The sequence below is a fragment of the Nocardiopsis metallicus genome (assembly GCF_014201115.1).
GTDB lineage: Bacteria > Actinomycetota > Actinomycetes > Streptosporangiales > Streptosporangiaceae > Nocardiopsis > Nocardiopsis metallicus.
This window is the reverse complement of sequence record NZ_JACHDO010000001.1, coordinates 6960826-6981632: the sequence shown is the minus strand read 5'-3', so window position 1 is coordinate 6981632 and position 20807 is coordinate 6960826. Positions and strand designations below refer to the sequence as shown.

Sequence of the window (20807 nt, the reverse complement as noted above, 5' to 3'; positions counted from 1 at the left end):
CAGCCAAGCTTTCGTGAACAAGCGTGCGCGAACATCCAATTATCTGCAGCGGACAAGCCCTCGGCCTATTAGTACCGGTCAGCTCCACCCCTCACAGGGCTTCCACATCCAGCCTATCAACCCCGTCGTCTACAGGGAGCCTTACCCTCTCAAAGGAGGCAGGAGACCTCATCTCGAAGCAAGCTTCCCGCTTAGATGCTTTCAGCGGTTATCTCTCCCGAACGTAGCCAACCAGCCATGCCCTTGGCAGGACAACTGGCACACCAGAGGTTCGTCCGTCCCGGTCCTCTCGTACTAGGGACAGCCCTTCTCAAGTCTCCAACGCGCACAGCGGATAGGGACCGAACTGTCTCACGACGTTCTAAACCCAGCTCGCGTGCCGCTTTAATGGGCGAACAGCCCAACCCTTGGGACCAACTCCAGCCCCAGGATGCGACGAGCCGACATCGAGGTGCCAAACCATCCCGTCGATATGGACTCTTGGGGAAGATCAGCCTGTTATCCCCGGGGTACCTTTTAGCCGTTGAGCGACACCGCTTCCACACGCCGGTGCCGGATCACTAGTCCCAGCTTTCGCTCCTGCTCGACACGTCCGTCTCACAGTCAAGCTCCCTTGTGCACTTACACTCAACACCTGATTACCAACCAGGCTGAGGGAACCTTTGGGCGCCTCCGTTACTCTTTGGGAGGCAACCGCCCCAGTTAAACTACCCACCAGACACTGTCCCCGAACCGGATCACGGTCCAAAGTTAGATGCCCGAAACAGTCAGAGTGGTATTTCACCAACGCCTCCACCGCCACTAGCGTGACAGCTTCACCGGCTCCCACCTATCCTACACAAACCATCCCAAACACCAATGTCAAGCTATAGTGAAGGTCCCGGGGTCTTTCCGTCCTGCTGCGCGAAACGAGCATCTTTACTCGTAGTGCAATTTCACCGGGCCCATGGTTGAGACAGTGGGGAAGTCGTTACGCCATTCGTGCAGGTCGGAACTTACCCGACAAGGAATTTCGCTACCTTAGGATGGTTATAGTTACCACCGCCGTTTACTGGCGCTTAGATTCCTAGCTTCGCCGGGGCGAACCCCAACTAACCAGTCCTCTTAACGTTCCAGCACCGGGCAGGCGTCAGTCCGTATACAGCGTCTTACGACTTCGCACGGACCTGTGTTTTTAATAAACAGTCGCTTCCCCCCGCTATCTGCGACCCCACCCAGCTCAGGATGCAAGATCCGTCACCAGACAGGGCTCCCCTTCTCCCAAAGTTACGGGGACAATTTGCCGAGTTCCTTAACCATGGTTCACCCGAACGCCTCGGTATTCTCTACCTGACCACCTGCGTCGGTTTAGGGTACTGGCCACACACGAACTCGCTAGAGGCTTTTCTCGACAGCATGGGATCACTCACTTCACCGAAAACGGCTCGGCATCACGTCTCAACCTTCATGAGAGGCGGATTTGCCTACCCCTCGGCCTACACGCTTACCCCCGGACAACCACCGCCGGGTAGAGCTACCCTCCTGCGTCACCCCATCACTTACCTACTACAAGCTCGGGTCCCAGACCAGACACCAACAATCTCCCGAAGGATTTTGAAGGATCCAGCGTGGTTAGCATCACCTGATTCGGTACTGGACGCTCGTGCACGGGTACGGGAATATCAACCCGTTATCCATCGACTACGCCTGTCGGCCTCGCCTTAGGTCCAGACTCACCCTGGGCGGATTAACCTGCCCCAGGAACCCTTAGTCAATCGGCGGCAACGTTTCTCACGTTGCTTTCGCTACTCATGCCTGCATTCTCACTCGCACACCCTCCACCACTCGATCACTCGGCAGCTTCACTGGATGCACGACGCTCCCCTACCAACCCAGTCCCTAAGGACTGAACTTCACAGCTTCGGCGGTGTACTTAAGCCCCGCTACATTATCGGCGCAGAACCACTTGACCAGTGAGCTATTACGCACTCTTTAAAGGATGGCTGCTTCTAAGCCAACCTCCTGGTTGTCTCAGCAACTCCACAACCTTTCCCACTTAGCACACGCTTAGGGGCCTTAGCTGATGATCTGGGCTGTTTCCCTCTCGACTACGAAGCTTATCCCCCGCAGTCTCACTGCCACGCTTCACTTAACCGGCATTCGGAGTTTGTCTGACGTCAGTAACCTTGTAGGGCCCATCAGCCAAACAGTAGCTCTACCTCCAGCAAGAAACACGTGACGCTGCACCTAAATGCATTTCGGGGAGAACCAGCTATCACGGAGTTTGATTGGCCTTTCACCCCTACCCACACCTCATCCCCCAGATTTTCAACTCTGGTGGGTTCGGGCCTCCACGAGGTCTTACCCCCGCTTCACCCTGGACATGGGTAGATCACTCCGCTTCGGGTCCACAGCATGCGACTCAAACGCCCTATTCAGACTCGGTTTCCCTACGGCTACCCCACCCGGGTTAACCTCGCCACACACCATGACTCGCAGGCTCATTCTTCAAAAGGCACGCCATCACCAAAGACAAGCTTCAGCTCTGACGGCTTGACAGCACACGGTTTCAGGTACTATTTCACGACCCCTCACCGGGGCACTTTTCACCTTTCCCTCACGGTACTAGTGCACTATCGGTCATCAGGACGTATTTTGGCTTAGCAGGTGGTCCTGCCAGATTCACACGGAATTTCTCGGGCTCCGCGCTACTCGGGAGAACATCAACACCTAGACTCTTCCTTCACCTACGGGACTCTCACCCACTCCGGTACCGCTTCCCAACGGATTCAGCTAGAAAAATCATCGGCGCTCCAGGCCGACAGACCTGAAAAGATGCATCCCACAACCCCGCACACGCAACGACTGCCGTCTATCACACGCATGCGGTTTAGCCTCTTCCCCGTTCGCTCACCACTACTAGGAGAATCACTGTTGTTTACTCTTCCTACGGGTACTGAGATGTTTCACTTCCCCGCGTCACCACCAACTACCCTATACATTCAGGTAGCGGCAACCCGACACAACTCGGGCTAGGTTTCCCCATTCGGACACCCGCGGATCAAAGCTCGGTTGACAGCTCCCCGCGGCCTATCGTGGCCTCCCACGTCCTTCATCGGCGCCTGATGCCAAGGCATCCACCGTGTGCCACTATCACTTGGCCACTACAGATAATAAGATGCTCGCGCACACTATTCACAAATCAAAACACCAACCACAAACCCCGATACCTCACACCAACCCGAAAGCTGGGAGTTCTCAGAGGTGGTAGCGGGAACCAACTCGACCACCCGCCCCCCGAAAGGAGCCGATGGCCGGGATTGCTTCCTCAGATACCCAACAGCGCGCCCCCCGACGCTTCTAGTCGCCAGGGGTTCAAGTCCGATTTCACTTCAGCCACTCCCGAGTCGCACCAGACCCTCAAGGCCCGGACGCTCAGGTCCACTTTCGAGTCCGACCAACAATAGGAAGCGTTGGCCTTCAAAAGACTCCTTAGAAAGGAGGTGATCCAGCCGCACCTTCCGGTACGGCTACCTTGTTACGACTTCGTCCCAATCGCCAGCCCCACCTTCACTCATTCCCTCCCCGAAGGGTTAGGCCACAAGTTTCGGGTGTTGCCGACTTTCATGACGTGACGGGCGGTGTGTACAAGGCCCGGGAACGTATTCACCGCGGCGTTGCTGATCCGCGATTACTAGCGACTCCACCTTCATGGGGTCGAGTTGCAGACCCCAATCCGAACTGAGACCGGCTTTAAGGGATTCGCTCCACCTTACGGTATCGCACGCCCATTGTACCGGCCATTGTAGCATGTTTGCAGCCCAAGACATAAGGGGCATGATGACTTGACGTCGTCCCCACCTTCCTCCGAGTTGACCCCGGCAGTCTCCTATGAGTCCCCACCATAACGTGCTGGCAACATAGAACAAGGGTTGCGCTCGTTGCGGGACTTAACCCAACATCTCACGACACGAGCTGACGACAGCCATGCACCACCTGTCACCCACCAACTAAATGACCCTGTATCTCTACAGGTCCACGGGTGATGTCAAACCTTGGTAAGGTTCTTCGCGTTGCGTCGAATTAAGCAACATGCTCCGCCGCTTGTGCGGGCCCCCGTCAATTCCTTTGAGTTTTAGCCTTGCGGCCGTACTCCCCAGGCGGGGCGCTTAATGCGTTAGCTACGGCGCGGAAACCGTGGAAAGTCCCCACACCTAGCGCCCAACGTTTACGGCATGGACTACCAGGGTATCTAATCCTGTTCGCTCCCCATGCTTTCGCTCCTCAGCGTCAGGTAAGGCCCAGAAACCCGCCTTCGCCACCGGTGTTCCTCCTGATATCTGCGCATTTCACCGCTACACCAGGAATTCCAGTTTCCCCTACCTACCTCTAGCATGCCCGTATCCACTGCAGAACCGGAGTTAAGCCCCGGTCTTTCACAGCAGACGCGACACGCCGCCTACGAGCTCTTTACGCCCAATAATTCCGGACAACGCTCGGACCCTACGTATTACCGCGGCTGCTGGCACGTAGTTAGCCGGTCCTTATTCCCCACCTACCGTCAACCCCACGAAAACGTGGAGCCTGCGTTGGTGGTAAAAGAGGTTTACAACCCGAAGGCCGTCATCCCCCACGCGGCGTCGCTGCATCAGGCTTTCGCCCATTGTGCAATATTCCCCACTGCTGCCTCCCGCAGGAGTCTGGGCCGTGTCTCAGTCCCAGTGTGGCCGGTCGCCCTCTCAGGCCGGCTACCCGTAATCGCCTTGGTAGGCCGTTACCCCACCAACAAGCTGATAGGCCGCGAGCCCATCCCTGACCGACAAAACTTTCCACCCGCCACCATGAGGTGACAGGTCATATCCGGTATTAGACGGCGTTTCCACCGCTTATCCCGGAGTCAGGGGCAGGTTGCTCACGTGTTACTCACCCGTTCGCCGCTCGTGTACCCCGAAGGGCCTTACCGCTCGACTTGCATGTGTTAAGCACGCCGCCAGCGTTCGTCCTGAGCCAGGATCAAACTCTCCATAAAGGTCAAACAACCCATCCCGGCGACCGCGAGGGTCAGCCTGGGGTGAGTAAACCTAGAAGAAATCCTGACCGATCATCTCGCGATGACCAATCAAAGGAACCCTACGCACCGAAGTGCGTCGGGGCCAAAACAAACATGGCTTAAAGAAAATCAAACACGCGCTGTTGAGTTCTCAAGAAACAATCACTCTTCCCGTACAAGCGCCAGAACCAGCTGGGTCCGCCTGCTCTTCCGTGGAAGGCTTTCTGCGTTTCGGCCGCTTTCGCGTCCGGCTCGCTTCGTTGTGTCTTTACTTTATCAGGTGTTCCGCGCCCCGCCAAATCGGCGGTTTGTGTTGTTCCTGATCGGGGTAAAGCCCGTTGTGCTTTTCCCAGTCTAGCGTTTCCTCGGCGGTGTTTTCACCGCGTTGTTTCCGCTGGTCTGTTCGAAGCAACTCCCCGAGCATACACGGGCCGAGCAGTGCTCGAACCGCTGTGTTTCGAAGAGGTGGACCGGCCCGCCCGCGGAAGAAACCGCGTTCGTCTCGCTCGGTCTTCCCCAACTCTACCCCTGGGCTGGAGTGCTCGTGACGGCTTTGGCGAAACTCGCCGGTGTCGTGGCTTACACACCGCCGAGGATGTCCTGATCGCCCCCGTGCGCAACCGATCCTCCCTCGTTGGCGGGCCCCAGCCCGCCAACGTGCTCCGCAGACACCGGGAGAGAACTAGAGCTTCTCGATAGGGGCGTACTTGACCAGGAAGTCCTTCTCACCGATGTCGGCGCCGAAGTCGATGCGGGCCTTGGTCTTGTCGCCGGCCCCGTCGACCAGCTGGACCCGGCCCATCCCGAAGGAGTCGTGGTTGACCAGGTCGCCGACGCTCAATGTGGGCGCTTCCTTCACGGCCTTCTTCCTGCCGCTGCCGAAGGTGCTCCCGAGACCGCCGCCCGAACCACCGGGCCCGCCGCCGAAACCACCGCCGGAGCGACCGCCGATGGTCCGGCTGGGCGGAGCGGCGAGGGTCGACTCGGCGCGGCGCCAGTCGACGAGGTTCGACGGGATCTCGTCCAGGAACCGGGAGGCCGGGTTGTAGGAGGGGGTGCCCCAGGCGCTGCGGACCGCGGCGCGGCTGACGTACAGCCGTTCCTGGGCGCGGGTGATGCCCACGTAGGCAAGGCGCCGCTCCTCCTCCAGCTCGGTCTTGTCCCCGAGGGTGCGGGTGTGCGGGAAGACCCCGTCCTCCATGCCGGTGAGGAAGACCGCCGGAAACTCCAGCCCCTTGGCCGCGTGCAGGGTCATCAGGGTGACCACCCCGCCCTCGTCGTCCTCGTCGGGGATCTGGTCGGTGTCGGCGACCAGGGCGATGCGCTCCAGGAAGTCGACCAGGGTCGGCTCCCCCGGGTCGATGCCCTGGTTCTCCTCGCCCTCCAGCGAGGACTCGTCCTCGATGAGCGCGGCGAAGGTGTGCTCGAACTCCCGGGCGACGTCGACGAACTCCTCGAGGTTCTCCACCCGGCTCTCGTCCTGGAGGTCCTTGGACTCGGCCAGTTCGGAGAGGTAGCCGGTCTTGCTGAGCACCGCCTCGACGATCTCGGCCGGCATGCTGCCCGGCACGACCTCGGCGAGCTCGTCCAGGAGAGCGGTGAAGTTCTTGATCGCCTTCGCCGAGCGGGTCGCCAGACCCGGGGCCTCGTCCACCCGGCGCAGGGCCTTCGAGAAGGAGATACGTTCCCGGGCGGCGAGCAGCTCGATCGACTCCTCGGCACGGGCACCGATACCGCGTTTGGGCACGTTGAGGATGCGGCGCAGGCTCACCGTGTCCTCAGGGTTGGCCAGGACCCGCAGGTAGGCCAGGATGTCGCGGATCTCCTTGCGCTCGTAGAAGCGCACGCCGCCGACGATCTTGTACGGCAGCCCGGTCCGGATGAACACGTCCTCGAAGACACGGGACTGCGCGTTGGTCCGGTAGAACACCGCGACCTGGCTCGGCTTGACGATGCCCTGGTCCGCGAGCTTGTCGATCTCCCCGACCACGAACGCCGCTTCGTCGTGCTCGTTGTCGGCGACGTACCCCGTGATCATGGGGCCCTCGCCCTGTTCCGACCACAGGTTCTTGGCCGGGCGCCCCTCGTTGCGGTCGATGACCGTGTTCGCGGCGGAGAGGATGTTCTGGGTGGACCGGTAGTTCTGCTCCAGGAGGATGGTGCGCGCGTTCGGGAAGTCGCGCTCGAACTCCAGGATGTTGCGGATGGTCGCGCCGCGGAAGGCGTAGATCGACTGGTCGGCGTCGCCCACCACGCAGAGTTCCGCGGGCGGGACCACGCTGGTGTCGGAGCCCTCCGCCACGCCGACGAGCTCGCGGACGAACACGTACTGGGCGTGGTTGGTGTCCTGGTACTCGTCGACCATCACGTGCCGGAAGCGGCGCCGGTAGTACTCGGCCACGTCCGGGAACATCTGGAACAGGTTGACCGTGATCATGATCAGGTCGTCGAAGTCCATGGCGCCCGCCTCGTGGAGGCGGCGCTGGTACAGCTGGTAGGCCTCGGCGAGCTTCTTCTCCTGCTCGGTCTGGGCCTGCTCGGCGAAGGTGTCGTAGTCGACGAGCTCGTTCTTGAGGTTGGACACCTGGAAGCTGAAGGACTTGGGCGGGAACCGCTTGGGGTCCAGGTCCATCTCCTTGCAGACCAGCTGCATGAGGCGCTGGGAGTCCGCGGCGTCGTAGATGGTGAAGCTGCTCGGGTAGCCGAGCCGGTGTGCCTCCCGGCGCAGGATGCGCACGCACGCCGAGTGGAAGGTCATCGTCCACATGGTGTTGGCGGCGCGACTGCCGAGGAGGGCCTCGATGCGCTCCTTCATCTCGGCCGCGGCCTTGTTGGTGAAGGTGATCGCGAGGATCTCCCCCGGGCGCACCCCGCGTTCGGCCATGAGATAGGCGATGCGGTGGGTGAGGACACGGGTCTTGCCCGAGCCCGCGCCCGCCACGATCAGGAGCGGCGCGCCGGCATGGGTGACGGCGTCGCGCTGGGGACCGTTCAGACCTTCGAGAAGCTGTTCTTGGGAGGACACGCCTACCAGGTTACGGCCGTGCGGTGACGGTCCCGTCCACCCGATCCTCTGCCTGCTGCCTCGCCCGTCCCGCGTTGTCACCGGCCTGCCCCCGTCCGCCCTCCGCCGGTCCTCGTGACGGCCGTCACGACGGTGGCCCGCCCGGCGGCCGCGTTCGGTGCCGTCGGCGGCTTACCCTGTTTTGATACCAGCTGAGAACTTTCACCTCGCTGGTCCGTGCCTTGTTCGGGGGAGATTGGTCTTGGCTGACCGGGAGTCCATGCGTGTGTTCGTCGACTGCGACCCGGGGATCGACGACGCCGTCGCGCTCGCCTACCTGGCCGCGCGGCCCGAGGTGGAGATCGTCGGGATCGGTGCGGTGTTCGGCAACAACGCGGTCGACGTGACCGCCCAGAACGCTCTGCGCCTGCTCGACCTGTACGGCCGTCCGGATGTTCCGGTCGCCGTGGGCGCCACCCGTCCGCTGGTGCAGGAGCCGCGCCTGGCCGGGCACGTGCACGGGGGCAACGGCCTGGGCGACGTGAAGCTGCCCGAGCCCACCCGGGTGCCGGTGGCGGAGTCCGCCGCCGAGCTGCTCGTGCGCCTGGCGCGGGAGAACCCGGGCCAGATCGACGTGCTGGCCGTGGGCCCGCTGACCAACCTGGCGCTGGCGCTGGGCCTGGAGCCGCGCCTGCCGGAACTGGTCCGGCGGCTCGTGGTGATGGGTGGCGCCGTCGAGGTGCCCGGGAACGTGTCCTCGCACGCCGAGGCCAACATCGCCAACGACCCTGAGGCCGCCGAGGCGGTGTTCGCGGCCGGGTTCGACCTGGACCTGGTCGCGCTGGACATCACCATGAAGACGGTGGCCACCGGAGCCTGGTTGGACCGGCTCAAGGAGGTGCCCGGCGACCGCGCGCAGAACACGTCGGCGTTCCTGGACTTCTACGCCGAGTTCTACAAGGGCGTCTTCGGTGTGCGCCAGTGCGCGATGCACGACCCGCTTGCGGCGGCGGTGCTGGTGGACCCGCACCTGGTGACCGGGGCGTTCGACGCGCCGATCCGGGTGGAGCTGACCGGCGCGCTGACCCGCGGTATGACCGTCGCCGACCGGCGGCTGCGACCGGGCGGGGACGAGCGCCGGGCCGCGCGGGTGATCACCGGGGTGAGTGAGGAAGAGTTCCTCGACCGGATGCTCGACGCCCTGCGCTGACCGGGCACTGATCGGGTCCGCACAAGAAACGGCCGCTCCCTGACGGGGGCGGCCGTTCGTGCTCGTGTCGCTCGAGACTCAGACCAGGCGGCGGGCGGTGGCCCAGCGGCTGAGTTCGTGGCGGTTGGACAGCTGGAGCTTGCGCAGTACCGAGGAGACGTGGGTCTCGACCGTCTTGACCGAGATGAACAGCTCCTTGGCCACTTCCTTGTACGCGTAGCCGCGGGCGATGTGCCGCAGGACCTCGCGTTCGCGCTGGGTGAGGCGGTCCAGCTCGGGGTCGACCGGGGGCGCGTCGGTGGCGGAGAAGGCGTCCAGCACGAAACCGGCCAGCCGCGGGGAGAACACGGCGTCACCGTCGGCGACCCGGACGATGGCGTTGGCGAGCTCCTTGCCGGAGATGGTCTTGGTGACGTAGCCGCGGGCGCCGCCGCGCACCACGCCGATGACGTCCTCGGCCGCGTCGGAGACCGACAGCGCGAGGAACCGGATCTGCGAATGCTTGGCCAGGACGCGCCGGAGCACCTCCACTCCCCCGCCTCCGGGCAGGTGGACGTCGAGGAGCACGAGGTCGGGGAGGGTCTCTCCGATGACGTGCACCGCGCTGTCGACGTCCCCGGCCTCACCGATGACGTTGACGGCGTCGCCGAGCTCTCCGCGCACCCCGCTGCGGAACAGTCGGTGGTCGTCCACGATCACGACGCGGGGTACCGCGTCTCCGTCACTGAATTTCGTGCTCTCGTCTCCCACACCTGGACCCTACCCAGGGAAGGCCCCCCGCGGGTAGCGGGACGCTGGCCGTTTGCGGCTACTCGCGGCCACTTGCCGCCGCTGACCGCTGCCTACCGCCGCTCGCGGCTACATCTCGGCGATGCGCGGCATACGGAGCTGGACCTCGGTGCCCTCGCCCGGCTCGGTGCGGATCCGGGCCGAACCCCCGTGGCGTTCCATCCGGCCGACGATGGAGCCGCGCACGCCCATGCGGTCCTGCGGGATGGCGTCGAGGTCGAACCCGGCTCCCCGGTCGCGGACGAACACGAGGACCTCCTCCTCGTCCACCTCGCCGAACACCGAGATGCTGTCGGTCCCGGCGTACTTGGAGGCGTTGACCATGGCCTCGCGGGCGGCGCGCAGCATCGCGCTGATGCCGTCGTCGATGGGGGCGTCACCGACGCACACCACCTCGATGGGCACGCCGTGTTCCTCCTCCACCTCGGCCGCCACGCGTTCCAGGCCCGGGGTGACGGTGGTCTCGGCGTCGGCCGGGCGCTGGTAGAGCCAGCTGCGCAGGGCGCGTTCCTGGACGCGGGCCAGGCGCTGGACCTCGCGCGGGTCGTCGGCGCGCCGCTGGATGAGGGTGAGGGTGTGCAGAACGGAGTCGTGGATGTGCGCGGCGAGTTCGGCGCGCTCGGCGTTGCGGATGCGTTCACGGCGTTCGGAGTCGCGTTCGCGGATGAGCCCGATGATCCAGGGGGCGACGATCAGCGCGATCCCGCCGATGAGCGTGAACGCGAAGGTCAGCCCGGCGCGGGCCTCCTGGAGCTGTTGGTGGAAGGCGAGGAATCCGAGGACGCCGACGACCACGAGCAGAACGCCCGCGACGGTGCGCATGATGCTCTTGGGGCGCGTGCGGCTGACGGTGCTGTTCATCCACTCGTCGCGTTCGGCCGGGTTGGCCTGCTGCCACAGGATGGTCGCACCGAGCGCGCCGAAGATCACGAACCACAGCAGCGGGTCGAAGACGCCGCCGAAGAGCAGGAAGAGGATGCCCAGCCCGGCGGCGAGGCCGATGTAGGCGATGAGCTGCGAGATGTCGCGGCCCTTGCGTCTGTTGTCCGCGGCGGGGTCGGACCTGCCCTCCTCCTCGGCCTCCTCCTGGGGGACGAGGAAGTACAGGGCGACGTAGACGGCCACCCCGATCCCGCCCACGGCCAGCGCCATGAACGCGAGCCGGACCACGACCGGTTCCAGGCCCAGGTGCCGGGCCAGCCCTGAGGCGACACCGCCGAGGAGCCTGCCGTCGACCGCACGGGTGAGCCGCGGGGTCTCCACGGCTGTCATTGGCACCGCCCGATCACCGCTTTCGTGTGAGGCGCGACGGTCGCGACCCGGCGCGCGCGTGGTTGTGGACGGTTCCAGCATGCCCTGTGTGACCCTCGTGGGACATCGGGGCCGCGTCCCTGGTCCTGCCCTGGTCTGCCGGTCAGGGTGGGTTCAGGGTCGTCCCGGATTCCCACGCGACGCATCAGCGGTCACGATGGTTCCATGAGGAAAGTGTGGTGAGCGTCCATGACCGGCAGTGAGAGGCCGACTGGGGCAACCGAAGGGGACGGCCTCTTCGCGGACGGTTCCGGGAACGGTTCCGCGAGCGGGCCTGCGGACGGCTTCGCGGGCGAGTCATCGGGCGGCTCCGCGAGCGGACCCTCAGGGGATCCCGAGGGCAGCCCCTCGGAGGGGGCCGCTGGAGGGCCCGCCGAAGGTCCCGCGGCCATCGGTACCGAACTGCGCCGCGACGACAGCCGCCAGGCCCTGGCCGGGGTGTGTGCCGGGCTGGGCGAGTACACGCGCATCGACCCCGTGGTGTGGCGCGCCGCGTTCGTGCTGACCGCCTTCGCGGGCGGCGCCGGCGTGCTGCTGTACATCGCCGCGTGGATGCTGATGCGCGATCCCCAGGGCGGTCCCGCGACCTTCGAACAGATGCTGAACCGGAGCATCCCGCCGCAGGCGGTCCTGAAGCTGCTGACCGTGGGCCTGGCCGGAGCGACGGCGTTCAGCCTCGTGGGCGGGTTCGGCTGGGGGACGCTGGTCCTGGCCATTCCGCTGGTCCTGGGAGTGCTGACCGCCCGGGGCCGCGGGGTGGACGTGCGGGCCTCGTTGCTGGCGCTGCGGTCGGACCTGGCCACGCACGAACCCCCGCCCACCGGCCCGGTGCCGCAGCCGGTGCCCGCCTACTACAACCCGGCCCAGCCGTGGGCCTCGGCGCCCAAGGGCCCGGTGGACCTGGCGGTGGTGTCGGAGCGCACGTCACTGGGGCCGGACGACGACCTCGACGATGACGACGAGGAAGAGGACGAGGAAGGGGACGACGACCACGGGACGTACGGGCGCCACGGGGACCACCGGGGCGGCCACGACTGCCGGGGCCGGGGGGGCGCCCCTGGCGGTCACAGGCCCCGGCGGGCGGCGCTGGCCTCCCACGCGCTGTGGACCGTGGTGATCATGGCGGTGGTGTGGGCGGTGACCGCTCCCCACCTCGGTGCTCCGTTCTCGGAGGTATCGACCACGAACCTGCTGTTCGGCCCGGTGTACGGCGTCTTCTTCTTCGCCGCGGCGGTCGGGGTGGTCGGTCTGTACTCGCTGATCGGTACCTGGGCGGGCAACCCGCGCGGGCTGATGTTCCTGGGCACTGTGGCCGTGCTGGCCGCGATCCTGGTGTCCTCGACCGACGTCACCGAACTGCGGATCGGTGAGGACCGGTGGGCGCCCGCCTCGGTAGCCGAGGCCGAGTCCGACGACATGTGGTTGCACGCGGGCTCGGCCAGGCTGGACCTGACCGAGCTGGCCGCCGAGCTCGAACCTGGGCAGAGCGTGGACGTCGCGGCCCGGGTGGACTGGGGCGACGTGAACCTGGTGCTCCCGGAGGGCGTACGCGTCAACCTGGTCTCGCGGGTCGGAGCCGGTTCCGTGGAGGACCCGGACACCGGTGAGAACGTCCGGTCCGGCATGTTCTTCACCTACGAGACGACCTTCGAGCCGGTCGGTCCCCTGGATCCCGTCGACGATGCCGAGGGGCACGGGGAGCCCGAGGGCCGCGGGGACACCGCGAACGGTGAGGCGGACGAGGACGCCGGGGAAACGGATGGAGACGAGGGAACACAGGAGCCCGCCGAGGGGGCCGACGACGGATCAGGCCAGGACGAGGTGCCCGTGATCAACGTGCACACCAGTACCAAGGCCGGGAAAGTGGGGGTTCAGTATGACCAAGCGGGGAACTGACTGGGGTTCGCTGGTCGCGGGACTGCTGTTTCTCGGACTGGCGGTCGCGTTCGTGGTCCAGGGCAGCGGCTCGTGGGAGCTCAACGTGATGTGGCTGCTGCCCGTGCTCGCCGTGGGTCTGGGCGTGGCAGCGCTGGCCAGGGCGCTGTTCCGGTCACGGCCCCGGGAGAGCGGGGAGCTCCCCCCGCCGACGGATCAGGGCTGACGGCCGACCCTTCGCACCGTCCGACAACCCGTCCGGCGCCCGCCCGTCGACTCATCCGGCACCCGGACAGCACAGGCGGGAAAGAAGGAAGGGGCGCCCTGCGCTGAGCTGAGCTCGACCGCTCAGCGCAGGGCGCCCCTGCGCGTTGCCTTCCGCCTCTCGCCCGCTACCTGCTACCTGCCTGACCCGCCTGCTCCGGGCGGTTCTCGGCGATCGCGACGAACCCCTCGATACCCAGGGACTCGCCCCGCGCCTTGGGGTCCACCCCGGCCGCGCGCAGGGCTTCCTCCGCCGCGGGGGCCGAGCCCGCCCAGCCGGACAGGGCGGCGCGCAGGGTCTTGCGGCGCTGGGCGAAGGCGGCGTCGATCACCTTGAAGACCTCCGCGCGCGGGGCCTTGGTGCTCGGTGTGGGACGGCGGACGAGCTCCACCAGCCCGGAGTCGACGTTGGGCGCGGGCCAGAAGACGTTCCGGCCGACCGCACCGGCCCGGCGCGCGCGGGCGTACCAGGCGACCTTGGCCGAGGGCACCCCGTAGATCCGTCCGCCGGGGGTGGCGGTGATCCGGTCGGCGACCTCGGACTGCACCATGACCAGGACCCGCTCCAGGCTGGGCAGGAGTTCCAGCAGGTGCAGCAGGACGGGCACGGAGACGTTGTAGGGCAGGTTGGCCACGAGCGCGGTGGGCGCGGGTCCGGGTACCTCGGTGATGCGCATGGCGTCGCCGGGGACCACGGTGAGCCGGTCCGCGAGGTCGGGAGCGTGGTCGGCCACGGTGCCGGGCAGGGCCTCGGCCAGCGCCGGGTCGATCTCGATGGCGGTGACCCGGCGCACGTGCGGGAGCAGTGCCAGGGTGAGCGAGCCGAGCCCGGGTCCCACCTCGACGACCACGTCGTCGGCGCCCACGCCCGCTACGCGGACGATGCGGCGGACGGTGCCGTGGTCGATGACGAAGTTCTGGCCCAGGGTCTTGGTGGGCCGGATACCGAACCGCTCGGCGAGCGCCCGCACGTCGGCGGGGCTGAGCAGGCGGGAACGGTCGGCGGGGTCGGGTTCGGGTGTCTGTGTCACCCACACATCTTGCCAGCCGCCGCCCACCCGCTCAGCCACCTCACCGCGCTCGCCGCGCGCACCCCGCACCCCGGCCGGACTCAGTCGAAGAGGTGGACCCCGCAGTGCGGCCACTGGCTCTGCCAGTGGCCGCCCACGGTGTCGTAGAGCTGCTGGGCGCGCTGGGTCTGTTCGGCCGGGCTGGCCTCGGAGGGCAGGCCGCTGCCGCCCACGGACGCCCAGGTACTGGTGCTGAACTGGTAGAGGCCGTAGTAACCGCCCGCGGAGTTCACGGCGGTGGGGTTGCCGCCCGACTCGCACTCCGCGAGCCCGGCCCAGTTGAGGCCGCCCGCCTCACCGCCGCCCTGGGGCGGGGTGGCGGTGTCGTCCTCCTCGGCCTTGGTGCCGATCTCCACCAGGCCCTCGACCGGCTCGGTGACGATCTCCTCGGACAGCTCGTGCTCGACCTCCTCACCGTGGCGCAGGACCAGGAGCGTGGTGATCTCCTTGAGCCCGTCCTCGGGTTCGGTGATGACCTCGGTCTCGCCCTCGGGGAGGTCGGGGTTCTCGCGTTCCACGGTCTCGGCCTCGATGACGACCTCCTCCGTCTCGGGTTCGCCGAGGGCGGGTGTCACCCGCACCACCATGTCGGTTTCGGCGGGGGCGTGGGGGTCGGGGGTGACGATGTCGTGCTCCCCGACCTCGACACCGGCCGCATCAAGAACGGCTGAGACGGTTCCGCCGTTAGTACGCGTCTCGGAGCGGACGGTGTCGTACATGACGACCATGCGCGGCGCGCGTTCGGCGCTGACGGTGAGGCCGTCCTCGGGAACGGGGGTGTCGTGCTCCTGGGAGAGTTCGACGCCCGCCGGATCGAGGCCGATCTGGTGCAGGGCCTCACCGAGGGTGGCGGCGTGCACCCGGTGGGCGCGTGCGTGGCCGTCGAGGTCGACGGTCAGTTCCCGCGGGGAGCGGACCACGACGTGGTCTCCACCGCTGACGGTGGTGTCCGTGGAGGGCGCGACCACGTCGTGTTCGCCGAGCTCCACCCCGGCGGAGTCGAGGACGTCCTGGACCGTGGAGCCGAAGGTGCGGACCATGGCCTCTTCGCCGTTGGCGTCCAGACTGACGGTCTTCTCCATGGCCAGGGCGGTGCCGGCGCCCGTGACGGCCAGGGTCCCGGCGAGGGCGGCGGCCAGCACGGGTACGGAGAGGGGCAGGGCGCCGCGAGAGCGTCGGCGCCCTTTGGACCGGCGTCCGCTCCGGTTCTTCCCGGGTTTTCTGGGCATGGCTTGGACACCCTTCTGGGGATGGCTTGCACGAATTCCAGGGGTCGTGTCCGATTCGGGACGGATCGCCTCGGACCCTGGACGCTCCCTGGATGTCCTCACTGCTCAGCCCTGACCCCGAACCCTGACCCGTGTGGGGCGCGCGAGCGGTGGGGCCATACCACGGAAAGGCTTTTCGGCAGCTGGATAGGGTCACATTAACACCACCTGAGAGTGGAGTTTTGACATTGACCGAAAACCATTCCACCACCAAATATCCCAAGGTGGTCCTTTTTCTTCTTCGCGCCGCACCCGGGCCACCCCGCAGAGCGGCCTGGTGCCCGCGGGGCGTACCCTGCACAATGAACCGAACGTCGTTCTAGTCAGTCAGCACGCCAGTCGAACCCCGGAGGCACCATGGGACCCCTCAACGGAATCCGCGTCGTCGAGTTCACCGGGATCGGCCCGGCGCCGATGACCGGGATGCTCCTCGCCGACATGGGCGCCAGCGTCATCCGGATCGACCGCCCCCAGGCAGCCGACGCCATGAACGCGGGCTCCGGCGGCCCGCACATGAGCGAGGGGCGCACCGTGGTCGGCGCCGACCTCAAGTCCGAGGAAGGGCTGGCCCTGGCCCGCGAACTGGTCACCAGGGCCGACGTCCTCCTGGAGGGATTCCGCCCCGGGGTCATGGAACGGCGCGGGCTGGGCCCGGACGAGTGCCTGGAGCTCAACCCCGGCCTGGTGTACGCGCGGGTCACCGGCTGGGGCCAGGACGGTCCGCTGGCCCACACCGCCGGGCACGACATGAACTACGTGTCCGTGAACGGGGCCCTGCACGCGATCGGCCGCGCGGGCGGTCCCCCCGTACCCCCGATCAACCTCCTCGGAGACTTCGCGGGCGGCACGATGTTCACGGTCACCGGTATCCTCGCCGCGCTGCTGGAGCGGCAGGGCTCCGGGCGCGGCCAGGTGGTGGACGCGGCGATGGTCGACGGCAGCGCCCTGCTGATGTCGATGGTGCACGAGGACCGGGCTCGCGGTTCGTGGAGCGACGAGCGCGGCACCAACTACCTGGACACCGGGGCGCCCTGGTACGACGTCTACGAGTGCGCCGACGGCCGCCACCTGTCCGTGGGCTGCATCGAACCGCAGTTCTACGCGGAGTTCCTGGAGCGCACCGGACTGGCCGGGGAGGAACTGCCCGGCCAGTGGGACCCGGCGGGGTGGCCGCGGCTGCGCGAGCGCTTCGCCGAGGTGCTGCGCACACGTACCCGCGACGAGTGGGGCGCGGTGTTCGAGGGCTCCGATGCCTGTGTGATGCCGATCCTGTCCCTGGACGAGGCGCCCGACCACCCGCACGTGCGGGCGCGGGGTTCGCTGGTGCGCGAGGGCGGGCGGGTCGTGTCCGGACCGGCGCCGCGGTTCAGCCGCACCCCCGGCGGGGTCACCAGGGGCCGCCCCCTGCCCGACGCCGACGAGACCCTCAAGGAGTGGGGCGTCACCCGCTGACGCCCCGGCCCTGAACCGCACCCCTGAACCCCTTTCGCCCCTACCGCCCGGAATCGCCGTTTTCCCCGCTCAGGGCCGCTTGGTGACTAGTGTGGTCGGCCAGTGACAGTGAGGTGATCGCGCGATCGGGGGACCGCCATGGCACCGGGTCGAGGACTCGGCGTGCGCTGGGAGAGGCATTCAGGCCGGCGTCGGGGAGGGCGCCTTGGCGGGCGACTGTGCGCGCTGCTGATGGCGGTGCTGTTCCTGGTGTGTACGGCCCCCGCCGCGGCGGGGGCAGCGAGCACCCCCGGAACCGCTTCGGCGAGCACCCCCGCGAGCGCCTCCGGTCACGACCCCGACATCACCGACCCGCGCACCGGACCCGTCGTGCTGGTGGGCGTGCCCGGACTGCTGTGGGAGGACGTCACCCCCGAGCACACGCCCACCCTGTGGGACCTGGCCGGGACCGGGGCGATCGGCAACGTGTCCATCCGCACCGCCACCTCCCGGACCTGCCCCACGGACGGCTGGCTCTCGGTCTCGGCGGGCCAGCGCGCGCTGTCCGAACGGGAGCGCTTCACCGTGTGCGAGCCCGCCCCGCAGCCGGTGCGCGACGGTTCGGGCGCGGCCGTGCCCGAGTACCGCTCCTTCGCCGAGCGCAACGCCGAGTCGGCCTTCGCCGCTCCGGTCGGGCTGCTCGGTCAGACCGTGCGCGACCGGGGCGGGCTCACCCTGGCCGCGGGTCCGGGCGCGGCCCTGGGCGCCGCCGACGAGTCGGGGCGGGTCGACCACTACGTCGACTCGGTGCGCGACCTCACCCAGGACCGGATCCGGGGCGTGTCCCTGGCGGTGGTGGAGCTGCCCGAGCTCACCCGCCTCTACCCCGAACCCGCGTCGGTCGAGCCCGAGGGCGGCGAGGAGCCGCCGGAGCCGGACCCGGGGGAGGTGCCGGAACAGGTGCGCGAGGAGACCCTGGAGACGCTCGACTCCCGGCTGTCCGCGCTGACCGCGGTCCTGCCCGCCGGTTCGACCCTGATGGTGGTCGGGGTGTCCATGGACACCGGGCCCTCGCAGCTGACGGTGGCGCTGACCGGCGAGATGACCGACCGCGGACTGGTCGGCCCCGCCGCGTACCTGGCTTCGGAGTCGACCCGGCGCCCCGGCCTGGTGGCGCTGACCGACACCACCGTGACCGTCCTGACCGCCCTGGGGATGCGCCCCGCCGAACCCACCGGCGGACGGGTCTGGCAGCTGACCGACCGCCCCGAACCCGCCGAGGAGGCGGTGGGCCGCCTGGTGGACTTCAACACCGCGGCCGTGGTGGTGGGCGCCGCCATCCCCGGGTTCTTCAGCGGGCTGGTCGCCCTCCAGCTGCTCATCTACGCGGCGGCCGCCTACGCGCTGCACCGGTACTCCGGTGGTCAGCGCGGCAAACGCGCGCTGGTGCTGTCGGTCACCAGGATCGTGGCGCTGGCGGGCGCGGCCTTCCCGGTGGCGAGCTACCTGGCCAACCTCATCCCGTGGTGGGCGGCCGACACTCCGCAGCTGGCTCTGCTGGCGTCGGTCCTGGCCGTGGACGCCCTGGTGGTGGCCCTTGCCGTGGCGGGGCCGTGGCGCCGGACGGTTCTGGGCCCCATGACGGTGGTGGCGGGCGCGACCACGCTCGTGCTCTTCCTGGACCTCTGCTTCGGGGCGCACCTGCAGATGAACTCGCCCACGGGCTACTCGCCGATCGTGGCCGGCCGGTTCTACGGGATCGGCAACATCGCCTTCGCGACCTTCGCGACCGGCATGCTCATGGCGGTGGCGGGCATCGCCCACGTACTGATCTCGCGGGGCCGTCAGCGCGCCGCGGTGGTCACGACACTGGTGATCGGTACGGCATCGGTACTGATCGTCGGCTGGCCTGGGCTGGGGACCGACTTCGGCGGGGTGATCGCGCTGATCCCCGGGCTGGCGGTGACCACGATGATGATCGCGGGCGTGCGGATCACCGCGGTGCGGCTGGCCGCGGTCGGCGCGGTCGCGGTCGCGGCGATCTCGCTGCTGGCCTGGATGGACTACCTCCGGCCGGTGGAGGACCGCAGCCACTTCGGCGCGTTCGCCGAGCAGGTGGTGAACGGGGAGGCCGGGACGGTGCTGGCCCGCAAGCTCGGCGCGATGCTGGGCACGCTGGGCAACTGGCAGCTCACCCTGCTGGCCGCAGTGGCCCTGCTGTTCCTCTTCGCTGTCCTCAACCGGCCAGGAAAATGGCGGATCGGGGCGCTCCAGCAGGCCTTCGAGTGTGCTCCGACACTCCGAGCGGGCCTGACCGGCTCCCTGGTGACGGCGCTGGTGGGTTTCGCGGCCAACGACTCGGGCGTGGCGATCCCCGCCCTGGCGCTGACCGTGGCGGTGCCGCTCACCCTCTCTGCCTGCGTCTGGGCGCTTCAGCAGCGGGAACAGGAGCCGCAAGGAGTGAACCGCGAGGAGCCCGAGTGCGTCCAAAGGACATGACCCTTACACCAGAAACCTCGCGAAGAGCAAAGCGCACGGGCACGACCCGGCGTCTCTCACGTCACGAATCGGCCACGGCGCTATGGTAAAGTCCGAGGCTGTACTACCCCGGTGACACAGATCCCAGCGCCCTGACAGAGCGCAGGGGAGTCGGGAACGCCAGGGGATCACCGGCCCAGCCACCGTCCCCCGCCGACACCCACCGGGGAATGACCGCCACCGCGGGCGGGTTCTTACGAGCACAGGGCCGGACACGGCCACCGGACTCGGGCGAACCAGCCGGGCCGGGGCCGCAGAAGGAACCGGCTCCGAGCACACGTCGTACGGACGCACGTCACACCGATGACACGCACAGCACCAGGAACTTTGGGCCCCGGCCCAGGCGTTCCAAGGGTGCCGTGCTTTTCCGAGCAAACCAGGCGAGAAAGGCGTTTCCTCCCCGGTTCCCAGCCCGGGGTACCACGCAAGGAACTTGATGAACCATCAGTTTGGCTCACGCGGTAACGCAACCAGCGCACCGGTCACCACGCGCCCCCGGTGGGGCGACGTGCGGCCTGCCTCGCCGACCCTTCGGGCACGGCCCGAGTACGCCGGAGTCGCAATGCCCGACCTGACCATTTCCTCCACCCTCCACGAGTCCGGACGCGTGCTGGCCCTGGACGGGGAGATCGACATGGCCACCGAGGGCCGCTTTCAGGAAGCGGTCACGGAGGCGTTGACCACGCAGCCCTTCGGCCGCGTCGTGCTGGACTGCTCCGACCTGCGTTTCATCGACTCCAGCGGGCTGCGCGTGCTCATCCGCGCGCACAAGACCGCCAAGGAGCAGCAGGCCCTTCTGGTGATCGCCGCCCCGGTGCCGCGGGTCATGCAGACCCTGCGTGTGACCTCGCTGGACACCCGCATCCCGGTGTTCGCCTCGGTCGCCCAGGCGCTCGCCGCCCCGCAGACCGCCAGCTAGGGCGTGTTCGGCGAACACTTGCCCTAGGCCCGTCCCGCGGAGCGCTCCGCGCGCGCCCGTCCGGGGCGCACACCGTCCGAGGTACGCGAAAGGCCCCGC

Annotated in this window: 11 protein-coding genes and 2 rRNA genes; 6 read left to right on the top strand and 7 right to left on the bottom strand. The window is 67.4% G+C overall.

What is annotated here, in order from left to right; genetic code table 11:
- Positions 1-47: 47 nt before the first annotated feature.
- The 3 genes from HNR07_RS30815 to pcrA form a co-directional block, all read right to left on the bottom strand.
- Positions 48-3143 (bottom strand): 23S ribosomal RNA (locus HNR07_RS30815).
- Positions 3144-3475: 332 nt separating this feature from the next.
- A 16S ribosomal RNA gene (locus tag HNR07_RS30810) occupies positions 3476-5008 on the bottom strand.
- Together the 16S and 23S rRNA genes form the textbook arrangement of a ribosomal RNA operon.
- Positions 5009-5711: 703 nt before the next feature.
- Positions 5712-8054, bottom strand: a complete 2343-nt coding sequence (pcrA, locus tag HNR07_RS30805; RefSeq protein WP_184369536.1) for a DNA helicase PcrA — start codon at positions 8052-8054, stop codon at positions 5712-5714.
- A 259-nt stretch (positions 8055-8313) separates the two neighbouring features.
- On the opposite strand from pcrA, the gene HNR07_RS30800 reads away from it, so the two are divergent.
- Positions 8314-9243 carry a nucleoside hydrolase gene (locus tag HNR07_RS30800; protein WP_184372941.1) on the top strand — a complete coding sequence of 310 codons (930 nt, stop codon included), beginning with the start codon at positions 8314-8316 and terminating at the stop codon, positions 9241-9243.
- 78 nt (positions 9244-9321) lie between these two features.
- On the opposite strand, the gene HNR07_RS30795 is transcribed toward HNR07_RS30800, so the two are convergent.
- Positions 9322-9993, bottom strand: a complete 672-nt coding sequence (locus tag HNR07_RS30795; RefSeq protein WP_184369533.1) for a response regulator — start codon at positions 9991-9993, stop codon at positions 9322-9324.
- Between the two features lie 108 nt (positions 9994-10101).
- Positions 10102-11304, bottom strand: coding sequence for an ATP-binding protein (locus HNR07_RS30790; protein ID WP_184372939.1), 1203 nt, complete (start codon positions 11302-11304; stop codon positions 10102-10104).
- A gap of 228 nt (positions 11305-11532) precedes the next feature.
- Here HNR07_RS30790 and HNR07_RS30785 point away from each other — a divergent pair, with 228 nt between their 5' ends.
- Both HNR07_RS30785 and HNR07_RS30780 read left to right on the top strand, forming a co-directional pair.
- Positions 11533-13239, top strand: a complete 1707-nt coding sequence (locus HNR07_RS30785) for a PspC domain-containing protein (RefSeq protein ID WP_184369530.1) — start codon at positions 11533-11535, stop codon at positions 13237-13239.
- On the top strand, positions 13220-13444 hold the full coding sequence (locus HNR07_RS30780) for a hypothetical protein (protein WP_184369528.1): 225 nt from the start codon (positions 13220-13222) through the stop codon (positions 13442-13444). The genes HNR07_RS30785 and HNR07_RS30780 overlap by 20 nt, the downstream gene beginning before the upstream one ends.
- 166 nt (positions 13445-13610) lie before the next feature.
- Here the strand turns inward: HNR07_RS30780 and rsmA are convergent, their stop codons facing one another.
- The gene (gene rsmA / locus HNR07_RS30775; protein ID WP_184372937.1) at positions 13611-14519 is read right to left on the bottom strand and encodes a 16S rRNA (adenine(1518)-N(6)/adenine(1519)-N(6))-dimethyltransferase RsmA; all 909 of its coding nucleotides are present in this window, start codon (positions 14517-14519) and stop codon (positions 13611-13613) included.
- Between the two features lie 74 nt (positions 14520-14593).
- Positions 14594-15781 (bottom strand): resuscitation-promoting factor, encoded by a 1188-nt coding sequence (locus tag HNR07_RS30770; protein WP_246420591.1) that lies wholly within the window; start codon positions 15779-15781, stop codon positions 14594-14596.
- 396 nt (positions 15782-16177) lie between these two features.
- Between HNR07_RS30770 and HNR07_RS30765 the strand changes: the two genes are divergently transcribed.
- The 3 genes from HNR07_RS30765 to HNR07_RS30755 all read left to right on the top strand — a co-directional run bounded on the left by HNR07_RS30765 (position 16178) and on the right by HNR07_RS30755 (position 20708).
- Positions 16178-17272: a CaiB/BaiF CoA transferase family protein gene (locus HNR07_RS30765; RefSeq protein WP_184369525.1), complete on the top strand. Its 1095-nt coding sequence runs from the start codon at positions 16178-16180 to the stop codon at positions 17270-17272.
- 231 nt (positions 17273-17503) lie between these two features.
- Positions 17504-19750 carry a hypothetical protein gene (locus tag HNR07_RS30760; protein WP_184369522.1) on the top strand — a complete coding sequence of 749 codons (2247 nt, stop codon included), beginning with the start codon at positions 17504-17506 and terminating at the stop codon, positions 19748-19750.
- A 601-nt stretch (positions 19751-20351) separates the two neighbouring features.
- A complete protein-coding gene (locus HNR07_RS30755) occupies positions 20352-20708 on the top strand; it encodes an STAS domain-containing protein (RefSeq protein ID WP_017583014.1) in 357 nt (118 codons plus the stop codon).
- The last annotated feature ends 99 nt before the right edge of the window (positions 20709-20807 follow it).

Coding starts and splice junctions, on each gene's coding strand:
- HNR07_RS30780 (WP_184369528.1), top strand. CDS start 13,220: ATGACCAAGCGGGGAACTGACTGGGGTTCGCTGGTCGCGGGACTGCTG.
- HNR07_RS30765 (WP_184369525.1), top strand. CDS start 16,178: ATGGGACCCCTCAACGGAATCCGCGTCGTCGAGTTCACCGGGATCGGC.
- HNR07_RS30770 (WP_246420591.1), bottom strand. CDS start 15,781: ATGCCCAGAAAACCCGGGAAGAACCGGAGCGGACGCCGGTCCAAAGGG.
- HNR07_RS30785 (WP_184369530.1), top strand. CDS start 11,533: ATGACCGGCAGTGAGAGGCCGACTGGGGCAACCGAAGGGGACGGCCTC.
- HNR07_RS30755 (WP_017583014.1), top strand. CDS start 20,352: ATGCCCGACCTGACCATTTCCTCCACCCTCCACGAGTCCGGACGCGTG.
- HNR07_RS30790 (WP_184372939.1), bottom strand. CDS start 11,304: ATGACAGCCGTGGAGACCCCGCGGCTCACCCGTGCGGTCGACGGCAGG.
- HNR07_RS30760 (WP_184369522.1), top strand. CDS start 17,504: ATGGCGGTGCTGTTCCTGGTGTGTACGGCCCCCGCCGCGGCGGGGGCA.
- HNR07_RS30800 (WP_184372941.1), top strand. CDS start 8,314: ATGCGTGTGTTCGTCGACTGCGACCCGGGGATCGACGACGCCGTCGCG.